Origin of the sequence: Prosthecobacter sp. (assembly GCF_044222345.1) — a bacterium.
Classification (GTDB): Bacteria; Verrucomicrobiota; Verrucomicrobiia; order Verrucomicrobiales; family Verrucomicrobiaceae; genus Prosthecobacter.
On record NZ_JBGANL010000035.1, the window covers coordinates 50,302 to 69,323 of the forward strand.

The following is a 19,022-nucleotide window of genomic DNA, read 5'->3' on the forward strand; positions in this document are numbered from 1 at the left end:
CCCCACATGCAATCCCTCTGGAACGACCAAGAAGCCGCCACTTTCGGCACCGATCTGCTCGGACAACGCGTTTACACCTCCCGCCTGCTCGGCCGCAATCCCGCCCTCGTCCTCCACGGCGGCGGCAACACCTCGGTCAAGGTCACTGAAAAAGACTTTTTCGGCGATGCCGTCGATCTCTGCTACGTCAAAGGCAGCGGCTGGGACCTCGCCACCATCGAGCGCGCCGGCTTCTCCCCCGTGCGCATGGACGCCCTCCTCAAAATGTCCAAACTCGCCACCATGAGCGATGAGGACATGGTCCTGCAGCAGCGCGCCGCGATGACCAACCCCAATGCGCCAGCCGCCAGCATCGAGGCGATCCTCCACGCAATCCTTCCCTTTAAATTTGTCGATCACAGCCACGCCAACGCCATCTCCGCCCTCACCTGCAACGCCGACGGCGAAGCCCGCGTGAAGGAGATCTACGGCAACCGCGTCATCATCGTCCCCTACGTGATGCCCGGCTTCATTCTGGCCAAGACCATCGCCGACCTCATCGCAGGCCGCGATCTCCGCCAAGAAGGCATCCAGGGCATGGTCCTTCTCAAGCACGGCCTCTTCACCTTCGATGACGACGCCCGCAAAAGCTACGAGCTCCACATCGAGATGGTCACCATGGCGGAAGACTACCTCGCCAAAAAAGGTGCCAAAGCCGCCACCGCCGCAGCCACCGAAGACCTCATGGCCCTCGCCAAACTGCGCCAGGCCGTCTCCAAGCGCCGTGGCTTCCCGCAAATCGCCCGCCTCAATGCCTCCCCCGAAGCCGTCGGCTACGCAAATCTCGCCAACGTCTCCACCTTCGGTACCCGTGGTCCCCTGACCCCGGACCACAGCATCCGCACCAAGCGCGCCCCCGCCTTCATCGGTGAAGAACTCGACGCCAGCGTGCAGCAGTACGCAGATGAATACGCCACTTACTTCACTCGTCACGCCAGCGGCCAGACCATGCTCGATCCCGCCCCCCGTTTCGCCATCTGGCCGAACCATGGCGTCGTCAGCTTTGGCGACACCCTGAAGGACGCCAAAATCGTCGCTGACATCGCTGAATCCACCGCCGCCACCGTTCAGCTCGGCGAATCCGTCGGCGGCTGGCAGCCGCTGCCCGAGAAAGACATCTTCGAAATCGAATACTGGGACCTGGAGCAGGCCAAACTGCGCAAAGGCCCGGCACGCAAGGTTCACCAGGGCAAAGTCGCCCTCGTCACCGGTTGCGCCGCTGGCATCGGCTTCGCCATCGCTGAATCCCTCGCCGAACAAGGCGCTCAGGTCGTCGGACTCGACATCGACAAAGACATCCCCGACATCATGAAGAAGATCGGCGGCATCGGCATCGTGGTGAACCTCACCGAAGACAAGCCCGTTCAGGACGCCATCGACTTCACCGTCCGCGAGTTCGGCGGCATCGACATCGTCGTCAGCAACGCCGGCATCTTCCCCAAGAACGACCACCTCGACGCCATGGCCCAGGGCGACTGGGATCGCACCATCATGATCAATCTCACCAGCCATCAGAAGCTGATGAACAAGGTCATCCCGTTTGTGAAGCAGGGCATCGACGCCAGCATCATCTTCGTCGGCAGCCGCAATTTCAAGGCCCCCGGCCCCGGCGCCAGCGCCTACTCCTGCTCCAAGGCCGCCCTCACCCAGCTCTGCCGCGTCGCTGCCCTTGAGCTGGCCCCTCACAAAATCCGCGTCAACATCGTCCACCCTGACGCCGTCTTCGACACCAAGCTCTGGACCCCCGAAGCCCTGCAAAAGAGCGCCACACGCTACGGCATGACCATCGAGGAGTACAAGACCAAAAACCTCATGAAGGTCGAGATCAAGTCCAAGGACATCGGCAACATGGTCTCCGCCATAGCATCCCCCCTCTTCGCCAAAGTCACCGGTGCCCAGATCCCCGTGGACGGCGGGAACGACCGGGTGATTTAATCTTGGAAAGGGGCGAGCTATGACACTGCCAGAACTCCCCCTCTCCACCCCATCCCTCCTCTTTCCGGCCATCTCACTGCTGATGCTGGCCTTCACCAACCGCTTCCTCGGACTGGCTGCGGTGGTACGTGGCCTGCATGCAAACTGGCAGACCACCAAGGAGCCCATGCTGCTGGCACAGATCCAAAGCCTGCGGAAACGCATTCAGATCATCAAGCACATGCAGACCGCAGGCGTGCTCAGCCTGATGTTTTGCGTGGCCAGCACCACGCTGCTGTTCTTCAAACAGCAGACGGAAGGACAAATCACCTTCGGCGTGAGCCTGATCTTGATGCTGCTGTCTTTGACCCTCTCACTGGTGGAAATCCAGATGTCCGGCACAGCGCTGGACCTGCAACTGCGAGACGTGAAGTGCCGGGAGAAGTGAGTGGGCGAAGCGGCTGCTTTCAACTCACACTCTCAACTCCGAAATGCGGTGCATGACCTCATCGGCCAGGGCCTGATACAGCTCCTTGCCAGATTCCGCGTAGCTTTTCAAATCAGGCTGCCACAGGTCGCCGACAACAAGCGTGATCTTCGCAGGACGCAGCGTCTTGGCACCTCGTGGATAAGCCTCATGCGTGCCAAAGAGACGAACGGGCAGCACCGGTGCCTTGCTCTTGGCGATAAAAAGCCCCACTCCAGCTTCGGCAGATTGTGGCACTCCGTCATAACTGCGGGTGCCCTCGGGAAACATGATCACTTTGTTCCCCTCACGCAGCAGTCGAATGATGTTCTTGAGCGAAGCAGTATCCGGTTTGTCACGGTCTACCGCCAGCACCTGCCAGCTTCTCAAAATCTTTGCAGCAAGCGGATGATTGAACAGCGTCTTGCGCGCAAAGGAGTAAACCATCTCATCAAACGCGATTCCCACCAGCGGCGGATCAAGAAAGCTGACGTGGTTGCACGCAATGATCGCAGGCCCCGTGAACTGCAGTTTTTCCGCACCGACCACGCGATAATCAAACAACCCATGCGCGAGTTCGCGGAAGATGTGATGACCGAACCAGTAGGAGAAGTTCATTTCCGTTCTCGGTTAAGAAAGCTGAAGCACCGCGATCACCTGATCAACCGCCTGGTCGAGTGTGATGTGGGAATTATCGATGACGATGGCTCCTGCGGGTATGACAAGCGGGCTGTTCTTGCGCTGTTTGTCAATCCGATCCCGTTCGGCAATCTGATCCGAAAGCCCCTGCGCACCACGCCGGCTCGCACGGACCTCCTCGCTGGCATCAACGTAAATTTTGTGCGGACTGTCGGGAAAAACCACCGAGCCAATGTCACGCCCTTCCATGACCAGCGGACCAGCGGAGGCGAGCGCTCGCTGATAGGCCACGAGCCGGTCACGCACCTCATCAACGCGGGCAATGAATGACACCGCGCGGTTGACGGGATCACTGTTGAGCTCGGCATCCGTCAGCGTCCGCCCGGAAATGCACACCTGCGTCTTGCCATCCACCACGGGCGATTCGATCACAATGCCAGCCGCTGCCGCACGCACGGCGTCAGCATCCTGCGGGTCCACCCCGCTTTGCAGCACGGCCCACGTCATGGCACGGTACATGTTGCCCGTGTTGACGTAAGTGCGGCCCAGGCGCTGGGCGACAAGGCGCGCAATGCTGCTTTTGCCGGAGGCCGCAGGCCCGTCAATCGTGATCACGGAATGCGCCACGCTCATGATTTGTCACGATTCATTTTATCCACCAGCGGTTGAGGAATGGCGGACATGACCGGAATCGGCCGCTCACCATCGTCCCCATTCAGAAAGAGATCGAGGTGGCGCTCAAACCCCGGATAGGAGGTCGAAATGCACTCTGCCCCTTCAAGCGTGGTGGTGCCCTCTGCAAACATGCCCGCAACCAAAAAGGCCATGGCAATGCGGTGGTCTCCATAGCAAGGCAGCGTGGCCCCCTGCAGCTGGGCTCCCCCTTCGATCTCCATCCCATCCGGATGCTCGGTGACAGTGACTCCCATCAGGCGCAAATTCGAAGCCACGGCAGCGATGCGGTCCGTCTCCTTCACCCGCAGTTCGGAAGCGTCACGGATCAGCGTCTTGCCACGGGCCAGCGCAGCCGCCACTGCCAGAATGGGCAGTTCGTCGATGACATTGGGAATCTCCGCCCCACCGATGACCGTGGCGTTCAAATCACCACCGCGCACCGTGATGTTTCCGCGCGGCTCGCCGTCGGAGTGCGTTTCCGAACTGGTGACCAGAGCCCCCATGCGCAAAAGAACATTGATGACGCCCGTGCGCGTCGGATTCAGCCCCACATTGTTAAGCGTGATCTGCGCCCCCGGCGTGGCCGCAGCGGCGACCATCCAAAACGCTGCACTGGAAATGTCGCCTGGCACCACGATGTCCTTGGCCTGCGGTTCCTGGCCTCCATAGACACTCACACAATCGTCTTCACGCAGCCATTTGATGCCAAAGTGCGTGAACAGTCGCTCGGTGTGGTTGCGCGTTGCCACCGGCTCCACCACCGTCGTCTTGCCCGCAGCAAAGAGCCCAGCCAGCAGGATGGCGCTTTTCACCTGGGCGCTCGCCACAGGCAGCTTGTAGTAGATGGATTTCAAGGGAGCGCCCTGAATGGTCAGCGGAGCACAGATTTTCTCCCCCTGCCCCGTGATCATCGCGCCCATCTGGCCAAGAGGGTCTGCGACACGCTTCATCGGCCGCTTCGAGAGCGAGGCATCGCCAAACAGCTCAGTTTTAAAGTCCTGCCCCGCAAGGATGCCGGAGAGCAGGCGAATCGTGGTGCCTGAGTTCCCGCAATCGACCGGCTTTTCCGGTGCCTTCAGTTTCATGCCGTTGCCAGTGATCGCCAGTTTGACGAGACCCACACCTTCCACTTCCTCCAGGGGCTCCATGGTGGCGCCCAGCGCCTGCATGGCATGCACGGTGCACAGACAGTCCTCGCTGGGCAGGAAGCCTTCAATGATGGTGGTGCCCTTCGCGAGTCCGGCAAACATCGCGGAACGGTGGGAGATGCTTTTGTCACCAGGGACGGTGATTTCGGCGGGAATGCTTTTGAGTTTCTTCGACTTGAGGCTGGCCATGATCTTCAGACCGCCGGAAGGAGGTCGCGCAGGGCTTTGGCCTGCGCGAGAAATCGGCGGAGGGCTACTTCGTCCATGCTCTGCAGCATTTCAAGAAGCTCTCTCATCACAGACGAAGCATCTTGCAGGGCGGCCATCACCTCCGTGCGGTTTTGCATCAGAATCCCCGCCCACATGTCCGGGTCACCTCCGGCCACACGCGTGGTGTCACGAAATCCTCCGGCGGAACTGTCCAGCACCCGGGTATCCTGGCTGAGGGCCGCCAGCGTCGTCAGCACTGCCATGCTGTGCGGCAGGTGCGAAATGCGCGCCACACAGTGATCATGCTGCTGCGGCGTCATTTCCTGGATGCGACAGCCCAGCTTGACCCAAAAAGTGCGCAATCTGCCCAGATGTTCAGGCTTCGTGTGTGCGGTCGGCGTCAGAATGCAGGCCGCTTGGTGAAACAGATCCCCCCGTGCGTTCACCAGGCCGGTGCGCTGGGAGCCTGCCATGGGATGGCTGCCCAGAAAGGCTGCCTTGGTAGGCATGAAAAGGGCCTCCAATTCTCCGACCACTCCGCCTTTCACGCTGCCCACGTCCGTGACGATCAAATCATCCGGCAATTCGCATCCGGCGATCTGCCGCGCAATGCCCGGCATATACTGGATCGGCATGCACAGCACTGCGATGGATGCACCCCGTATCACCTCCTGAATGTCCTGGCTGGCGATCACCCCGGGAAGCACCTGCCGGACCTCCTCCACCGCCTCGTCGCGTCTCGCCCAGATACGAACCTCCAGGCCAGGCATGCGCTGCTGGATCGTTTTGGCCAGTGATCCGCCTAGCAGACCGGGACTGAAGATGGCGATGGAACGTTCGACGGACACAAAAGGGTGGGAAACCGGACAAATCCAAAAAAGCCGCAGACACGGCTCAGTAAAACCTCGGCAAAAATCGACGCCCCCCTAAGTCAGGAGAAGAAGCGGGCGGCTCAAAAATCAGGGCACACGGAAAATTTTGCCCGTGTAAGGGCAGCGTGCCTTTTGACCGGACTGGAAGTCACGCACGTCAATGGCCTGGCCATTCGGATCAAACGGGCTTTTCACAAAGCCCGGCTTGCCGGTGATTCGGGTGGCGTAGGGGATCTCCGCAGGCGCAGCAGGGGGCGGCGTGCTGCCGGGAGGCGTCACAGACACGGGTGGCGGGGCCGACGTGTTTTCGTTCGTCGGAGGAGGGGTCACATTGTCACCCGTTACAGGCGCGTTGGGCGCAGGAGTCTGAACCGCCGCTGCACTCGGATTGGCCAGATCGACCCCGTCAAAATACTGCGTCTGCTCCTGCGGCACTCCATAGCGGGGAGGGACATCCAAGGAACGACCACGTCCTCCACGCCCACCAGGGGGCGGAGGCGGATTCGGGCCATCGCATGCGGTGAAGCTGGTGGCGGTCACGATCAGCAAAAAGGCCTGCAGAGTTCGTTTCATGGCGTGTGGGATGGAAGAAAAGACAGGATCAGGCATTCACGCGCATGGGCATCAGCACATACAGGAAATTCGTGCCGCTGCGCAGCACCCCCGGACTGATTTCATCAATGAGGTGCAGATGCACTTCATCAGCGCTCAGATTCCGCAGCGGGGCCATCGCAAATTCTGGATTGAACGCAATCGTGATCGAGGCCCCCTTGTAGTTGATGGCCACCGTTTCACGCGCTTCCCCGACATCCGGAGACGTCGCTACGATTTCCACGCTGCCGGGCGTGAAGATGAATTTGATCGAGTTCGATTTTTCGGTGACCAGCAGGGACACGCGTGAGATAGCCCGGAGAAAGGCTTCCCTCTCCAGCGGAATGCGCTCCTTGGACTCACCAGGAATGACCTGGCGGTAGTTTGGGTAATTCCCGTCGATGAGTTTGCTCACCAGCAGGCTCTCGCCCAGATCAAAACCAACCTGTGAACCAGTGACACGAATGGCCACTTCGCCAGAATCTCCCAGCAGCCGCGAAAGCTCGTTCACAGCCTTCGTAGGCACAATGATGTCGATCTCCTGGCTTTGCGGAAACTCCAGTTCCTGCTCCACCATCGCCAGGCGGCGGCCGTCCGTAGCCACCATCGTCAGCGCGTTGTCCTTGAAGGCAAAGAGAATGCCATTGAGCACGTAGCGCGTTTCATCCGTGGAGATCGCGTAGCTGGTCTTGCGCAGGCAGTCACGCAGCACCTGCTGCTCGATGCGGAACTCACGCGCATCATCGAAACGCGGCAGCGCCGGAAATTCCTCGCTCGTCAGACCCAGCACTTTGAAATAACTCGGACCACTGCGGATCGAGGCGACGTTTTTCTCATCGACCTTGACCTCAATTTCCTCCGAAGGCAGCTCCCGCACGATCGTGGCCAGACGGCGTGCCGGAAGGGTGGTGGCTCCAGGCTCATCCACTTCGGCGGGCACTGAACAAGTCACGCCGACATCAAGGTCGGTGGTCGTCAGTTCAAGTCTTCCATCCTTCGCTTTGAGCAGCACATTGGAGAGAATGGCGAGTGTGGTACGCGAACTGACCACATGCTGAACCTGGTTGATGGCGTCCAGGAAGGATTCTTTGCTGATGGTAAACTTCATATAAAATGCCTGCTGTGGGTCGATTTGTTAACAAACCCAGATGAAACGGCAAGGATATTGAGCGGAAAAATCCGGGTGTCTAACTGCAATCTGAGTTCCTTCACTTTCGTGGCGCATTTCATTTTCTTCGTGAAGGGGATGTTCAGACCGATTTTACCCTGCCAAACTGCTTGGGGCGGTGCTGCCTGAACTACGAGTCGCTTTGAAAGCTCGTCAATCCTCTGTTTGCATCACATGCGAATCTCAGCCTTCAATCGTTGGCTTTGCCTGAAGGCAGTTAAATGATCACCCGCAGTTCAACTGCACAGGGTTTGGTGGAGCATAGCGGGTTCGAACCGCTGACCTCCTGCATGCCATGCAGGCGCTCTACCAACTGAGCTAACGCCCGGAATTGTAAAACCGGCTCCCCTGATTTGGGAGCCGGAGACTAGCAAAGAGCTCTGCTTTGACAAGTGCTTTATTTATTTCTTCTTCTTCGCATCACCAGCTTTGGTGGGGGCGGCGTCCTGCACGGTTGGGGCCGCCGCAGCTGCACCCGCCTGGGGCTTCGGCAGCTTTTCAAAGATCTTTTTCGCTTCGGTGACTTCTTCAGGCTTCATCTTGCCTTCCAGCTGCTTGATCACGTTGGCGGTGACATCCATGTCAGCTTTGTTACCGCTCTTCTTGGCGGCTTCATCAGCCTGATTGGCATAAGCCCAGGCACGGGGAAGCTCTGGAGTGCCGGGAACCACACCGACGGCATACAGGTTGGCCAGGCGAAGCATGGCCAAGGCCACGCCCTGCTGGGCAGCATCAGCATAGAGGCCTGCGGCCACCATGCGGCTCTGACGCACGCCTGCACCCTGTTCATAGAGGATGCCAAGAGCGATCTGCGCAGGGGCAAAGCCCATGTCTGCGGCGCGCTGATACCAGCCTGCGGCTGCCACCACGTCCTGAGCGACTCCGGTCCCGTTGGCATAGAGGCCGGCAAGACGGTTCATGGCCTGGGCGATGCCGGCCGTGGATGCCTTCATCAGGAAGGTGAATGCCTTGGCAGGATCTTTGTCCACCACCGTGCCGGTTTCATAATACACGCCAACGTTGTAGAAGGCTTCGGCCAGGTTGTTCTGGGCGGCCAGACGATAGAGGTCGAGGGCGCTCTTTGGATTTGGCTGGATCAGGATGTTGTCCTTGTCGTCACGCTTGCCTTTAGGGTCCTTGATGATGCCGGTTTCGAAGGCATTGCCGAGGCGGAAAAGTGCCTGGGGGTCGTTGCCGTTGGCGGCCTTGGTGTAGTAATCAAACGCCTTGGTCACGTCCTGCTTCACATCAGCGCCATCGACGCCGACTCCGTTTTCATAGATCTGGCCGAGAATGCGGTTCGCAGCAGCAAGTCCTTTGCCAGCGGCTTCTTCAAACATCTTCAGGGCGGCAGGCACATCCTTCTGCACCAGCTTAGGGCTTTCCTTCGTGTCTGGATCACCATTCAGAAGACGGGCACCATAGGTGCTCAGGGCCACTGCGCTGCCCTGCTTGCCGGCTTCGATGAGGTACTCGAGCGCCTTCTTCTGATCCTGGGGAATTCCTTCCACTCCGGCGGAGTAGATCTGTGCCAGGCCGAGGGTGGCTTCGCCGTCCTGGGCCTTCTCACCTTTTTCCAGAAGCTCCTTGGCTTTCGCTGGGCTCTTCTCCACCACCACAAGACCCTTTTCACCTTCGGTCACGCCTTGCAGGTGCAGCTGGGCCAGCATGCGGCGGGAAACTTTGTTGTCGGCGGCTTCAGCTTCCTTGATCAGCTTGATCGCTTCCTTCACGGCATCCGGATTCTGCGCACCAGCCTGCATCAGCACCTGGGCGAGTTCGGATTTGGCGAGGATCTGTCCTTTGTCGGCGGCCTTGCGGAACAGAGCGGCGACTTCATTGATGTTCGCACCGCTGAGCACTCCCCAATGGGCAAGAGCATAGATGGCGTCCTTGTCATCCTTCTGCGCCAGTTCGCGCACTTTCGCGACGGCGTCATTGAAGGACTTGTTGACGTCCGGGCCAGCGCCGGGATTCGCCTGAACTTTGTCCTGGTCAGCCTTCAGGGCCGTGAGGATGTCCGTGAACTCTTTGGATGCTCCTGGCATTTCGGCAGTGTCGATGCCAGCGACCGCGACCAGAGCCGCGAGTTTAAGTTTGAGTGCTGTAAGTAACATAGGTGGTTGTGATTTTGAAGGGGCGTTTGATCCGGTCGTTCCGGACATGTTCATTTTTCACCAGGAACCACAGACACATCAAGCTTTTGATAAAAGTATATTATTGGGGTGCACAAAATCTCACACACAAATTTCTGAGGGGGTGTCGTTGACGCGGTTTTTCCAAAACGACCGAAATCATCCCAAAACAGACAAAATCCGGCCTCATCGCCATTGAGCGCGTCATTGACGCAAATCCGCAGCCCTCCATCCTGAACGTCCACCATGGCCGAAAATTCCACTCCCACCGCGACATCAGACACACCTCAAAACGGTGGTGCCGAGCCTGCAAAAAAGCGGGAGAATTTCAAAAAGCGCAACGAAGTCCCCTCCGCAGAAGAGCTTCTCGCCTCCTTCAATCGCGCCCTCCCCTTCAGCGACGAGGCCGAAAAAGGCGTCCTCTCCTGCCTGCTGCAGGATCCTCTCGAACGCCTCAGCGACTGCCGCGTCAATCTCCCTGCCCTGGCCTTTTATCACGACGCCAATCGCACCATCTACGAAAAGCTCCTCGAGTTTTACGACAAGAACCTCCCCATCGATCCCGTCACCCTCACCCATGCCCTGCGTGAGCAAAACCTCCTCGACAAAGTCGGTGGCGCAGCCGCCATCTCGGAACTCTTCGCCTTCGTTCCGATCCCCTCGCACTTCCCTTATTATAAGAAGATCGTTCTCGATAAGCACATCCTGCGTGAGCTCATCCACGCCAGCTCGCTGAACATCCATCACTCGTACGAGCATGGAAAAGAGCAGATGGATGAAAACATCGACACGCTCATGGACCGCGCCGAGCAGCGCATCCTCGCAGTGCGTGAATCCGTCGGCGCCAAGGAGGGCATCAAGACCCTCTCCACCCACGTCATGGATGCCATCGACAGCATCCAGTACATGCTCGAGCATCCCGGCCAGCTCCGCGGCCTCTCCACCGGCTACAGCAAGCTCGATCAGATGAGCTCCGGCCTCCAGGGCGGTGAAATGTTCGTCATCGCCGCACGTCCTTCCATGGGTAAAACCTCTTTCGCGATGAACGTCGTCGAGCACATCGCCGTGGACTGCAACACCCCCTGCGCCGTGTTCAGCCTGGAAATGAGCGCCACCATGCTCGTTCGTCGTCTCCTCGTCTCCCGCGCACGCCTCAGCATGCAGGACCTCTCCCGCGGCCTGCTCTCCCGCGCCCAGCAGGACGCCCTCGCCAAAGCCACCCGTGATCTGCAAAAGGCCCAGATCTTCATCGATGAAACCCCCGGTCTCGACATCATGGAGATGCGCGCCAAATCACGCCGCCTCAAAAAGCAGCACGGCATCCAGATGATCATGATCGATTATCTTCAGCTCGTCACCTCCCAGAGCCGCCGCGCCAAGGACAATCGTCAGATCGAAATCGCCGAAATTTCCGCCGGCATCAAGGGCCTCGCCAAGGAGCTGAACGTCCCGGTCATCGTCCTTGCCCAGCTCAACCGCGCCGTCGAATCCCGCAAAGGCCAGCGCCCCGTCCTCTCCGACTTGCGTGAGTCCGGTTCCATCGAACAGGACGCCGACATGGTCGGTCTCCTCACCCGCTCCGACTACGCCGGCGCGAAAATGGAAGTCGAAGACGAAGAAGCCGAGGAAAAGAAAAAAGGCGAGGCCATGCTCATCCTCGCCAAAAACCGCAACGGTCCCACCGACGACGTCCTCCTCCGCTTCATCGACCACGCCATGCGCTTCGTCGAACGCTTCGAAGAACCCGAGTCGCCGTAAAGCTTACTTCTTCAGCAAATCGCGGATCTCCGTCAGCAGCACAATGTCGGCTGCCGGGGGAGGCGGAGGTGCCGCATCCTCAGCCTTTTTCATCCTGGCCAAAAGGGTGTTCACCGGCTTGACGATGACAAAAAAGATGACCGCCGCCGTGATCAGGAAGCCAATGATCGCATTGATGATCATGCCGATGTCGAGCATGTTCGGGATCACCTCTCCTTTTTCATTGGTAAACTGACCGATCTTGATGCCCAGCGAGACATTCGGATTGCCGCCAATGGCTTTCAGAATGGGCTCGATGATGCCTTTGGTGAAAGCAGTGACAATGGTGCCAAAAGCAGCGCCAATGATGACACCGGTGGAGAGATCGACGACGTTGCCCTTGAGGATAAACGCTTTGAATTCTTTGAGCATGGCGTGGGAAGGGTGAAGTGAATGTGACCGGTTCTAAGAACCGGTCACGTTCTAACCCCATCACCGGGTGCGAGGCCAGCACAAAATGCATTCACACTTCCTGCGCGACCCTCCAGCTCTCGGCATCAAGGTTCTCCTTGAGGTGCCGGTAGCTGCTGGCGATGCGCTCACGCGTCATCTTGCCGAAAAAGCGCACCAGCCTCACCAGCTTGTCGATTTCCACCTCGGTCATGGATGAATCGTTCACTTTGCTCTGGGCATGCGCCAGCGTGCAGCCCCACACAAACAACTCGGCCCCCACATCGACAAAATGGCCCAGCAGGACCTGCCGCTTTTCAAGCTTCGGGCCGTTCAGCGCCATCGCCAGGAACAGCCGCCGCGCCAGCACCCGGCTCTGCCGGGCAATGGCATCAAGCTCGAGCTGCAGGGATGGATGCAGCAAATCCCTCGCGTCTCCCGCCCCCAGCGGCAGCCATTTCAGCGGGTACCAGGTGGCATAAAATCCAGCGGCACGCACGGCGGCCTTCGCACGCACCTTCCACGGCAGCGTCGGATTCACCGCATCTGCTCCAAGGTTGAGATGCGGTTCCAGCGCCTCACGCGCAATAAACAGCCGCATGATCTCGCTGCTGCCTTCAAAGATCGTGTTGATGCGTGAGTCGCGGAACAGTCGTTCCACGGGTTCGGGCACGTCCCCGCGCGCTTTCAGCGAAGCGGCGGTTTCAAATCCACGACCACCACGCATCTGCATCGTGTCGTCCATGATGCGCCAGGACTTTTCGCTGCCCCACAGCTTGCCGATCGCGGCCTCCAGGCGGACATCGGCATGCTTGTCACGATCCACCATCGCCGAGACATAGCGCACAATGCTTTCCATCGCGAAAGTATCCGCAGCCATGCGGCTGAGTTTGTCCGCGATCGCGGCGTGGCGGCCAATCGGCTGCCCCCACTGCTCACGCGAGCGTGCCCACCGTTTGCTGATGTCGAGGCAGCGCTGCGCCAAGCCGGTGCATGCGGCGGGCAGCGTGATGCGCCCCGTGTTCAGCGTTGTCAGCGCCACCTTGAGGCCGCGGCCGACACCACCCAAAACATTCGCCACCGGCACTCTCACGTTGTCGAAATGAATGACCCCGTTGTAGAGCGCCTTGAGGCCCATGAACCGGCAACGGTGCAGGATCTCCACACCAGGCCAGGTTGTTTCGACGATGAATGCCGTGGTGGCATTCGGCTTCTCTGCCGTCGGTGTTTTGGCCATCACCACAATCAAGCCGGCCTTCGTGCCATTGGTGCACCACAGTTTCTCCCCGTTGAGGATGTAGCTCTCGCCATCCGCGTCGAGTCTGGCGATCGTTTTCATCCGCGCCGGATCGGACCCCACTTCATTTTCCGTCAGTGCAAAGGCGCTGATCTCACCTTTGGCACAGCGCGGCAGGTATTTGGCCTTCTGCTCCTCGGTGCCAAACAAAATCAGCGGCTGCGGCGCACCAATGGACTGATGCGCAGACAGCAGCGCCGCGAGATTGCCACAACGACTGCCCAGCAGCATGGCCGCCCGCGAATAATTCGTCTGCGAAAGACCCAAGCCGCCATATCTCACAGGGATCTTGATGCCAAAGGCGCCAATCCGCGCCAGCTCGCTCAGCAGCATGTCAGGAATCTCACCCTTCGCATCAATCTCATCGGGGTCCGCATAGAGATCCAGCACCCGCTCAAGCCGGTGCAGAAACGCATCTCCCTGATCGTGATCTTCCCCGCTTTGTTTTGGAAAGGGCAGCAGTTTGCCAAAATCAGGCTCGCCAAAAAAGAGGCCGGCGGCGATTCCGGTGTTGCGTCGTTCATCACGCGCGGCTTCCGCCATTTCAAGTGCGGCTCGCTGCCCCGCATTCATGCGGGAGGTGTCGATCTGCGTCCTGGCTTCGGACTTGGTTTCTTCCAGAGTAGTTTTCATGGCTTGGTTCTCCAGTTGAGGGTTTCAATAATCAATGATGCCCGTATCCCGGGCGAAAGTGATGGGGCCGCCACGGAATGGCGGGTAGCCGGTGCCCAGCACCATGGCCAGATCAATGTCATCCGCATTGCGGGCGATGCCCTCCTTGAGACAGCGCATCGCCTCCTGGCTGATGAGCAGCGCAAGATTGGTCTGGATGCTCTCATGTCTCGGCAGATCGAAATGAGTCGCAGGCAAGATCTCCTTGCCGTTCTCATAGCGGTAGAAGCCCTGCCCCGTTTTCTTGCCGAGGTGACCCGCAGCCACCATCTTGTCGAGGGCGTCGGTATGCGGAAACCGGTCCGGGAAAGCATTGGAAAGTGTCTTGGCCACATGCGAGGCCACGTCGAGACCAATTTCATCCAGCAGGCGCATCGGCCCCATCGGCATGCCAAACTCCAGCATCGCCTCGTCGAGGTCCTTCACCGGAATACCGTTTTCATGCAATCTCACCGCCTCCATCAGATAAGGCACCAAAATGCGGTTCACCAGGAATCCCGGGCTGTCTTTGACGACCACAGGCGTCTTGCCCAGCTTCTGCACAAAACTAACCGCCGTGGCCAGCACGTCCGGCGAAGTTTCCGGCAGCGTGATGATCTCCACCAGCGGCATGCGATGCACCGGATTGAAGAAATGCAGGCCGATCACACGCTCCGGATTGGGCACCGTTTTTGCGAGATCCGACACAGACAACGCGCTCGTGTTCGTGGCCAGAATGGTGTCCGCCGAGACACGTGCGGCCAGGTCCGCGAAGATCTTCTTTTTCAATTCCATGCTCTCCGTTGCAGCCTCGATCACAAGATGGTGCCTGTTCAGCGGTACCGGCACATGCGTCGTGCTGATGCGGTCCAGCGTGTCCCGCGCCTGAACCTTGGTCACCAGCCTTCGGCGCGTGGCATCTGAAACGAGGCCATGAATCCGTTCCAGTCCACGCGCGAGGCTGTCGTTGGTGACGTCCGTCATTAGCACACGGATGCCACGCGAAGCTAAGATATGCGCAATTCCAGCCCCCATCACGCCCGCACCGATGACGTTGGCATCGTGGATGGGCAGCGCCGTGCCACCGCTGGCAGGATGCTTGCTGGCTTCTTCACGCTTGAAAAAAAGATCGATCAACCGGGCCGAATCGATCAGTTCGGCCACCGCGTTGCGCTCAAGTTGCAAACCTTTCTCAATCTCGCCATGAACTGCATGCGTCACGACCTCGACGGCCTTGGTGACCGAAGGATAAAGCCCGCGTGTCTTTTCGAGCACCTTGCGTTTCGCCAGGTAGCCGATGATCGGAGAGAACACATTTTCAAACCGGAACCGCAGCCCCGGGCGTTTTTCACGTGCAAGGCGACGTGCCAGTGTCTCAAGACGCTCCGCTGGCACCACGTGGCTGACAAGTCCTGCACGTTTCGCGGCAGTGGCGTTGAGCAACTTGCCGGTAGTGATGAGATCGAGAGCTTTGCGAACGCCAACAAGACGTGACAGCCGCGTGGAACCGCCCCAGGCAGGCAGGATGCCGAGCTGGGTTTCTGGCAGGCCGATCTTGGTGCTGTCGCTATCGCTGGCGATCCGCCAGTCGCAGGCGAGAGTCACTTCAAATCCGCCGCCCATGCAGGCGCCGTGAATCGCGGCGATCTTTGGCACCTTCAATCGGGCCAGGCGGTCGAACACGGCCTGTCCGAGCCAGATGAGATCATTCACCCGGACATGCTGCATGCTGCGAATGGCCTTGATGTCGGCACCTGCGATAAAGATGCGCTCTTTCGCGCTGCGCAAAACCAAGGCTTTGACACGGGTGTCATGCTCAATGGTTTCAAGCAGATGATTGAACTCTCGGAGAGTCTCTTCATTCCAGACATTCACGGAGGATTTGGGGGAGTCAAAAGTGACCCAGCCGATTCCGTCAAAATCGACGTCGAACCGGAAATGCTTCGGCGGCATTGGGTGACCATGGATGATGTCCTCCAGCACGTGTGGTGGATCGTGGATGATTGAGGGGGAGTTGAGGAAAGTTTTCATGGCTTTGAGTTGGATGAGAATGTTCTGCTTTAAATTCATAATGCTTCGAGGCAGGCCGTCATCCCCTGCCCCCCTCCCACGCAAAGGCTGACCACGGCGCGTTTGCCATCGCTGGCATGCAGTTGATTGAGCGCCGTCTGAACGAGGCGCGCACCGGTGGCTCCAACGGGATGGCCCAGAGCGATGGCACCGCCGCAGGCATTGATCTTCGCGGGATCGACTTCACCCAGCGGAGCTTCCAATCCGGCGCGGCGGGCGCTGGCAGGGTCGGCAAGGCATTTCATGACGGCGAGCACTTGGGCGGCAAAGGCCTCGTTGATTTCAAAGACGTCAGTTTCATCCAGTTTCCAGCCGCTGCGATGAAGTGCGGCATCCAGCGCGCGCACCGGGCCCAGGCCCATGCGTGCAGGATCACAACCGGTTGCCGCATAGCTGACGAGGCGCCCCAGCGGCTTCCAGTTGTGTGCAGCAGCCGCTTCCTCCGTGGCAACGAGCAGGGCCACAGCACCATCGGTGATCTGGCTGGAGTTACCTGCTGTCACTGTGCCGGTGACCGTATCGAAGAGCGGCTTGAGTTTGCCGAGCTTTTCGAGGCTGGAGTCGGCACGGATGCCGTTGTCAGTCGCGACGAGGTTGTGACCGAAGACGGGCGCGATTTCCTGGTTGAGCAGGTGATTCGCCCGCGTGGCGCAAAGGTGGCTGCGCATGGCAAAAGCATCCTGCATGTCGCGGGTGATGCCAAACTCACGCGAGAGCACCTCCGCAGTCTGCCCCATGTTCAAGCTCGAAACGGGGTCCGTCAGGCCGAGCTTCAGACCGATGACGGGGGCAAAGTCAGACGGGCGGAAATGCAGCGCGGCTTTGGCGCGACCGGTGAAATCCCGTGCACGGTTCATGGCGGTGAATTTTTCAACGGCAGGCCTTGAGAAATAGAACGGCATGTTGCTCATGCTTTCGGTGCCACCGACCACGAAGACCTCGCCCTGGCCTGCGCACATCTTTGCGTGCGCGAGGGTGAGCGCCTCCAGGCCGGAGGCGCAGTTGCGATGCACGGTCATGGCGGGCTTCGACTCCGGCAATCCTGCGCGCAATGCGATGACGCGGGCGATGTTCATCGCCTCTGGCGGCTGGCCGACACAGCCGAGGATGGTTTCATCCACCAGCATCGGATCAATACCCGTGCGGGTGAGCAGTGCTGCAACCGCGTGACGGCCCAGTTCGACTGCATCGAGATGCGCAAGATCGGTGCCGGCGCGGGAGAAGGGCGTGCGGGCGGCGCCAACTATGACGAGTGAGGGAGTTTTCATGGCGTTAGGAGCTGAGTGCCACATGGTTTGCGGCGGGTTGGGCTTTGGGGCGGTGATCGACAATTTTTTCCTCCTTCAGGAGGCGTCCGATGCCGAGCTGATCGCGAAGTTCGGCCATGGGATGGAAATGAAGTCCATTGGGTGTGATCTCCGTGGCTTCATGAAAGCGCCGGGACACGGCGAGTTCGAGTTCGGATTCGCGCACACCGGGTTCAGCCGTGAGGTGCAGATGCACCTCATCCATTTCGAGGGGATCGTCATAGCGCTTGCGCAGTTCGATCTGCCAGGCGGCGATGCCTTTTTGATCATCCAGCAGATGCTCGAGCAGGTTGAAGTTCACCAGCGTGCCTTTCAGCTTGTCCACATGCAGCTCGCGCACTTCGCTGACGCGTGAGATGGGACCGAGCAGGCGCGGGCAGGTGCGTCCGCAGTTGGGGCATTTTTCCCAGGTCATGCCGCCTTCGGCGATGTCACCCGTACGATAGCGCAGCACAACGGTGCCACGTGCATTGAGCGGCGTGAAAACGATCTCACCGGGCTGGCCATCGGGGACGACCTTTCCCGTTTCAGGATTGATCAGTTCGACGAGTCCAAGATCCGGACTCAGGTGGTAGCCGCTGGCCTCATGGGATTGACCGACGCATTCAGGGAAGGCCATTTTGGCTTCGGTGAAGCCATAGGTGGCCATGACGTGCGCATCGGGGCTGCCTAGCTGGGTGGCAAGATCGCGCAGGCGGGCACGCAGGCCATCGGCGACTTTTTCACCGCCGAGGACGAGGCGCTTCAAATCAGGCCACTGCCTGCCGGTTTCATAGGCCTCACGCAGCACATGATAAATGAAGGTGGGCATGCCGATGAGGATATCGGGCTGGATCTTGTCGATCAGCCTGATGTTGCCATCGGTGCCGAGGGTCTTGCCGCCACCGGTGCTCAGCATAAAAGTGCCAAACCCCAGCCCCGCATGATGCGCCAGCCAGAAGGCCAGATGTGGCGCATAGGGAAAGAGATTGATGTGCTTGAAATCCCGCTGCGAGCGCCCTGCGAGCATCAAGCGGCTGCCGCTGATGTCGAGATTGTGCAGATCCTGCTTGGTGTAGAGAAACGGCACGGGGTCCGACGAACGGCCCGTGGTGCTGGTGAGCAGAATGGGGCGAAATTCGGCCTCGGCGCGCGCTTTTGCCGCAGCACGCCCCTGCAGCAGCGCGGTGCAAATCATCCCGGGTTCACGGCGGAGAACTGCCTCATCCGGAACCAGCACAAAGTCACGTGGGTTGGCGAGATCCTTCTTCGAAGTGAATGGCACATGGCTCCAGTCGTCGAATGATTTGATGTCGAGCGGCTGGATGTCGTGCTCTTCAAAAACGCGGTGGTAATGCGCGCTGAAGGGAATCACGCGGCGCTGCAGGTACTCACGCAGCTGCTTGAGCTGCCAGTCCCGCCATTCTTCATGCGGCGTGGAGTTCCATTCGGGTGTGTGATGGAGCAATTTCATGGCTGATTGTCTCCCGGTTGAGGTTGGTTTCGGTCCGAAGCAAAGCACGGATGGCAGGCAAAGCGGCGGTTGCAGCGTCGCGGCCTGCCTGCAGATACTGCTCAAAATTCTCGTAATCATGCCACGTCGAGGTGGCAAAATGCGGGTGGATGACCACATCAGCAGCGGCTTCCTCTTTTTTGATGAGATGGAGCTGCGCA

General features: G+C 59.3%; 15 protein-coding genes and 1 pseudogene. 3 read left to right on the forward strand and 13 right to left on the reverse strand.

What is annotated here, in order from left to right; translation table 11 throughout:
- Positions 1–6: 6 nt before the first annotated feature.
- The gene (locus tag ACILSL_RS18065; protein WP_395733458.1) at positions 7–1,974 is read left to right on the forward strand and encodes a bifunctional aldolase/short-chain dehydrogenase; all 1,968 of its coding nucleotides are present in this window, start codon (positions 7–9) and stop codon (positions 1,972–1,974) included.
- Positions 1,975–1,993: 19 nt separating this feature from the next.
- Positions 1,994–2,401 carry a DUF2721 domain-containing protein gene (locus ACILSL_RS18070; protein ID WP_395733459.1) on the forward strand — a complete coding sequence of 136 codons (408 nt, stop codon included), beginning with the start codon at positions 1,994–1,996 and terminating at the stop codon, positions 2,399–2,401.
- Between the two features lie 24 nt (positions 2,402–2,425).
- Here ACILSL_RS18070 and ACILSL_RS18075 read toward each other — a convergent pair whose 3' ends face one another.
- From ACILSL_RS18075 to ACILSL_RS18105, 7 genes are all read right to left on the reverse strand, one after another.
- Positions 2,426–3,037, reverse strand: coding sequence for a lysophospholipid acyltransferase family protein (locus ACILSL_RS18075; RefSeq protein ID WP_395733460.1), 612 nt, complete (start codon positions 3,035–3,037; stop codon positions 2,426–2,428).
- Between the two features lie 12 nt (positions 3,038–3,049).
- Positions 3,050–3,673, reverse strand: a complete 624-nt coding sequence (cmk, locus tag ACILSL_RS18080; RefSeq protein WP_395733461.1) for a (d)CMP kinase — start codon at positions 3,671–3,673, stop codon at positions 3,050–3,052.
- Positions 3,674–3,687: 14 nt separating this feature from the next.
- Entirely contained in the window at positions 3,688–5,070 is a 1,383-nt protein-coding gene (gene aroA, locus ACILSL_RS18085) for a 3-phosphoshikimate 1-carboxyvinyltransferase (protein WP_395733462.1), read from the reverse strand.
- A 5-nt stretch (positions 5,071–5,075) separates the two neighbouring features.
- Entirely contained in the window at positions 5,076–5,939 is an 864-nt protein-coding gene (locus tag ACILSL_RS18090; protein WP_395733463.1) for a prephenate dehydrogenase, read from the reverse strand.
- Between the two features lie 111 nt (positions 5,940–6,050).
- Positions 6,051–6,536 (reverse strand): hypothetical protein, encoded by a 486-nt coding sequence (locus ACILSL_RS18095; RefSeq protein WP_395733464.1) that lies wholly within the window; start codon positions 6,534–6,536, stop codon positions 6,051–6,053.
- Between the two features lie 28 nt (positions 6,537–6,564).
- On the reverse strand, positions 6,565–7,662 hold the full coding sequence (dnaN, locus tag ACILSL_RS18100) for a DNA polymerase III subunit beta (RefSeq protein ID WP_294402045.1): 1,098 nt from the start codon (positions 7,660–7,662) through the stop codon (positions 6,565–6,567).
- 461 nt (positions 7,663–8,123) lie between these two features.
- A complete protein-coding gene (locus tag ACILSL_RS18105; RefSeq protein WP_395733465.1) occupies positions 8,124–9,839 on the reverse strand; it encodes a tetratricopeptide repeat protein in 1,716 nt (571 codons plus the stop codon).
- A gap of 264 nt (positions 9,840–10,103) precedes the next feature.
- On the opposite strand from ACILSL_RS18105, the gene dnaB reads away from it, so the two are divergent.
- Entirely contained in the window at positions 10,104–11,615 is a 1,512-nt protein-coding gene (gene dnaB / locus ACILSL_RS18110; RefSeq protein WP_395733466.1) for a replicative DNA helicase, read from the forward strand.
- A 3-nt stretch (positions 11,616–11,618) separates the two neighbouring features.
- Here the strand turns inward: dnaB and mscL are convergent, their stop codons facing one another.
- The 6 genes and pseudogenes from mscL to ACILSL_RS18140 form a co-directional block, all read right to left on the reverse strand.
- Positions 11,619–12,026: a large conductance mechanosensitive channel protein MscL gene (mscL, locus tag ACILSL_RS18115; RefSeq protein WP_395733467.1), complete on the reverse strand. Its 408-nt coding sequence runs from the start codon at positions 12,024–12,026 to the stop codon at positions 11,619–11,621.
- A 91-nt stretch (positions 12,027–12,117) separates the two neighbouring features.
- Positions 12,118–13,974: an acyl-CoA dehydrogenase family protein gene (locus ACILSL_RS18120; RefSeq protein WP_395733468.1), complete on the reverse strand. Its 1,857-nt coding sequence runs from the start codon at positions 13,972–13,974 to the stop codon at positions 12,118–12,120.
- A 24-nt stretch (positions 13,975–13,998) separates the two neighbouring features.
- Positions 13,999–16,023: a 3-hydroxyacyl-CoA dehydrogenase NAD-binding domain-containing protein gene (locus tag ACILSL_RS18125; RefSeq protein WP_395733469.1), complete on the reverse strand. Its 2,025-nt coding sequence runs from the start codon at positions 16,021–16,023 to the stop codon at positions 13,999–14,001.
- 35 nt (positions 16,024–16,058) lie between these two features.
- Positions 16,059–17,330 (reverse strand): thiolase family protein, encoded by a 1,272-nt coding sequence (locus ACILSL_RS18130; protein ID WP_395733470.1) that lies wholly within the window; start codon positions 17,328–17,330, stop codon positions 16,059–16,061.
- A gap of 4 nt (positions 17,331–17,334) precedes the next feature.
- Positions 17,335–18,822, reverse strand: a complete 1,488-nt coding sequence (locus ACILSL_RS18135; RefSeq protein ID WP_395733471.1) for a phenylacetate--CoA ligase family protein — start codon at positions 18,820–18,822, stop codon at positions 17,335–17,337.
- A pseudogene (locus ACILSL_RS18140) lies at positions 18,776–19,022 on the reverse strand (hypothetical protein); the annotation flags it as partial. The gene ACILSL_RS18135 and the pseudogene ACILSL_RS18140, both read right to left, overlap by 47 nt.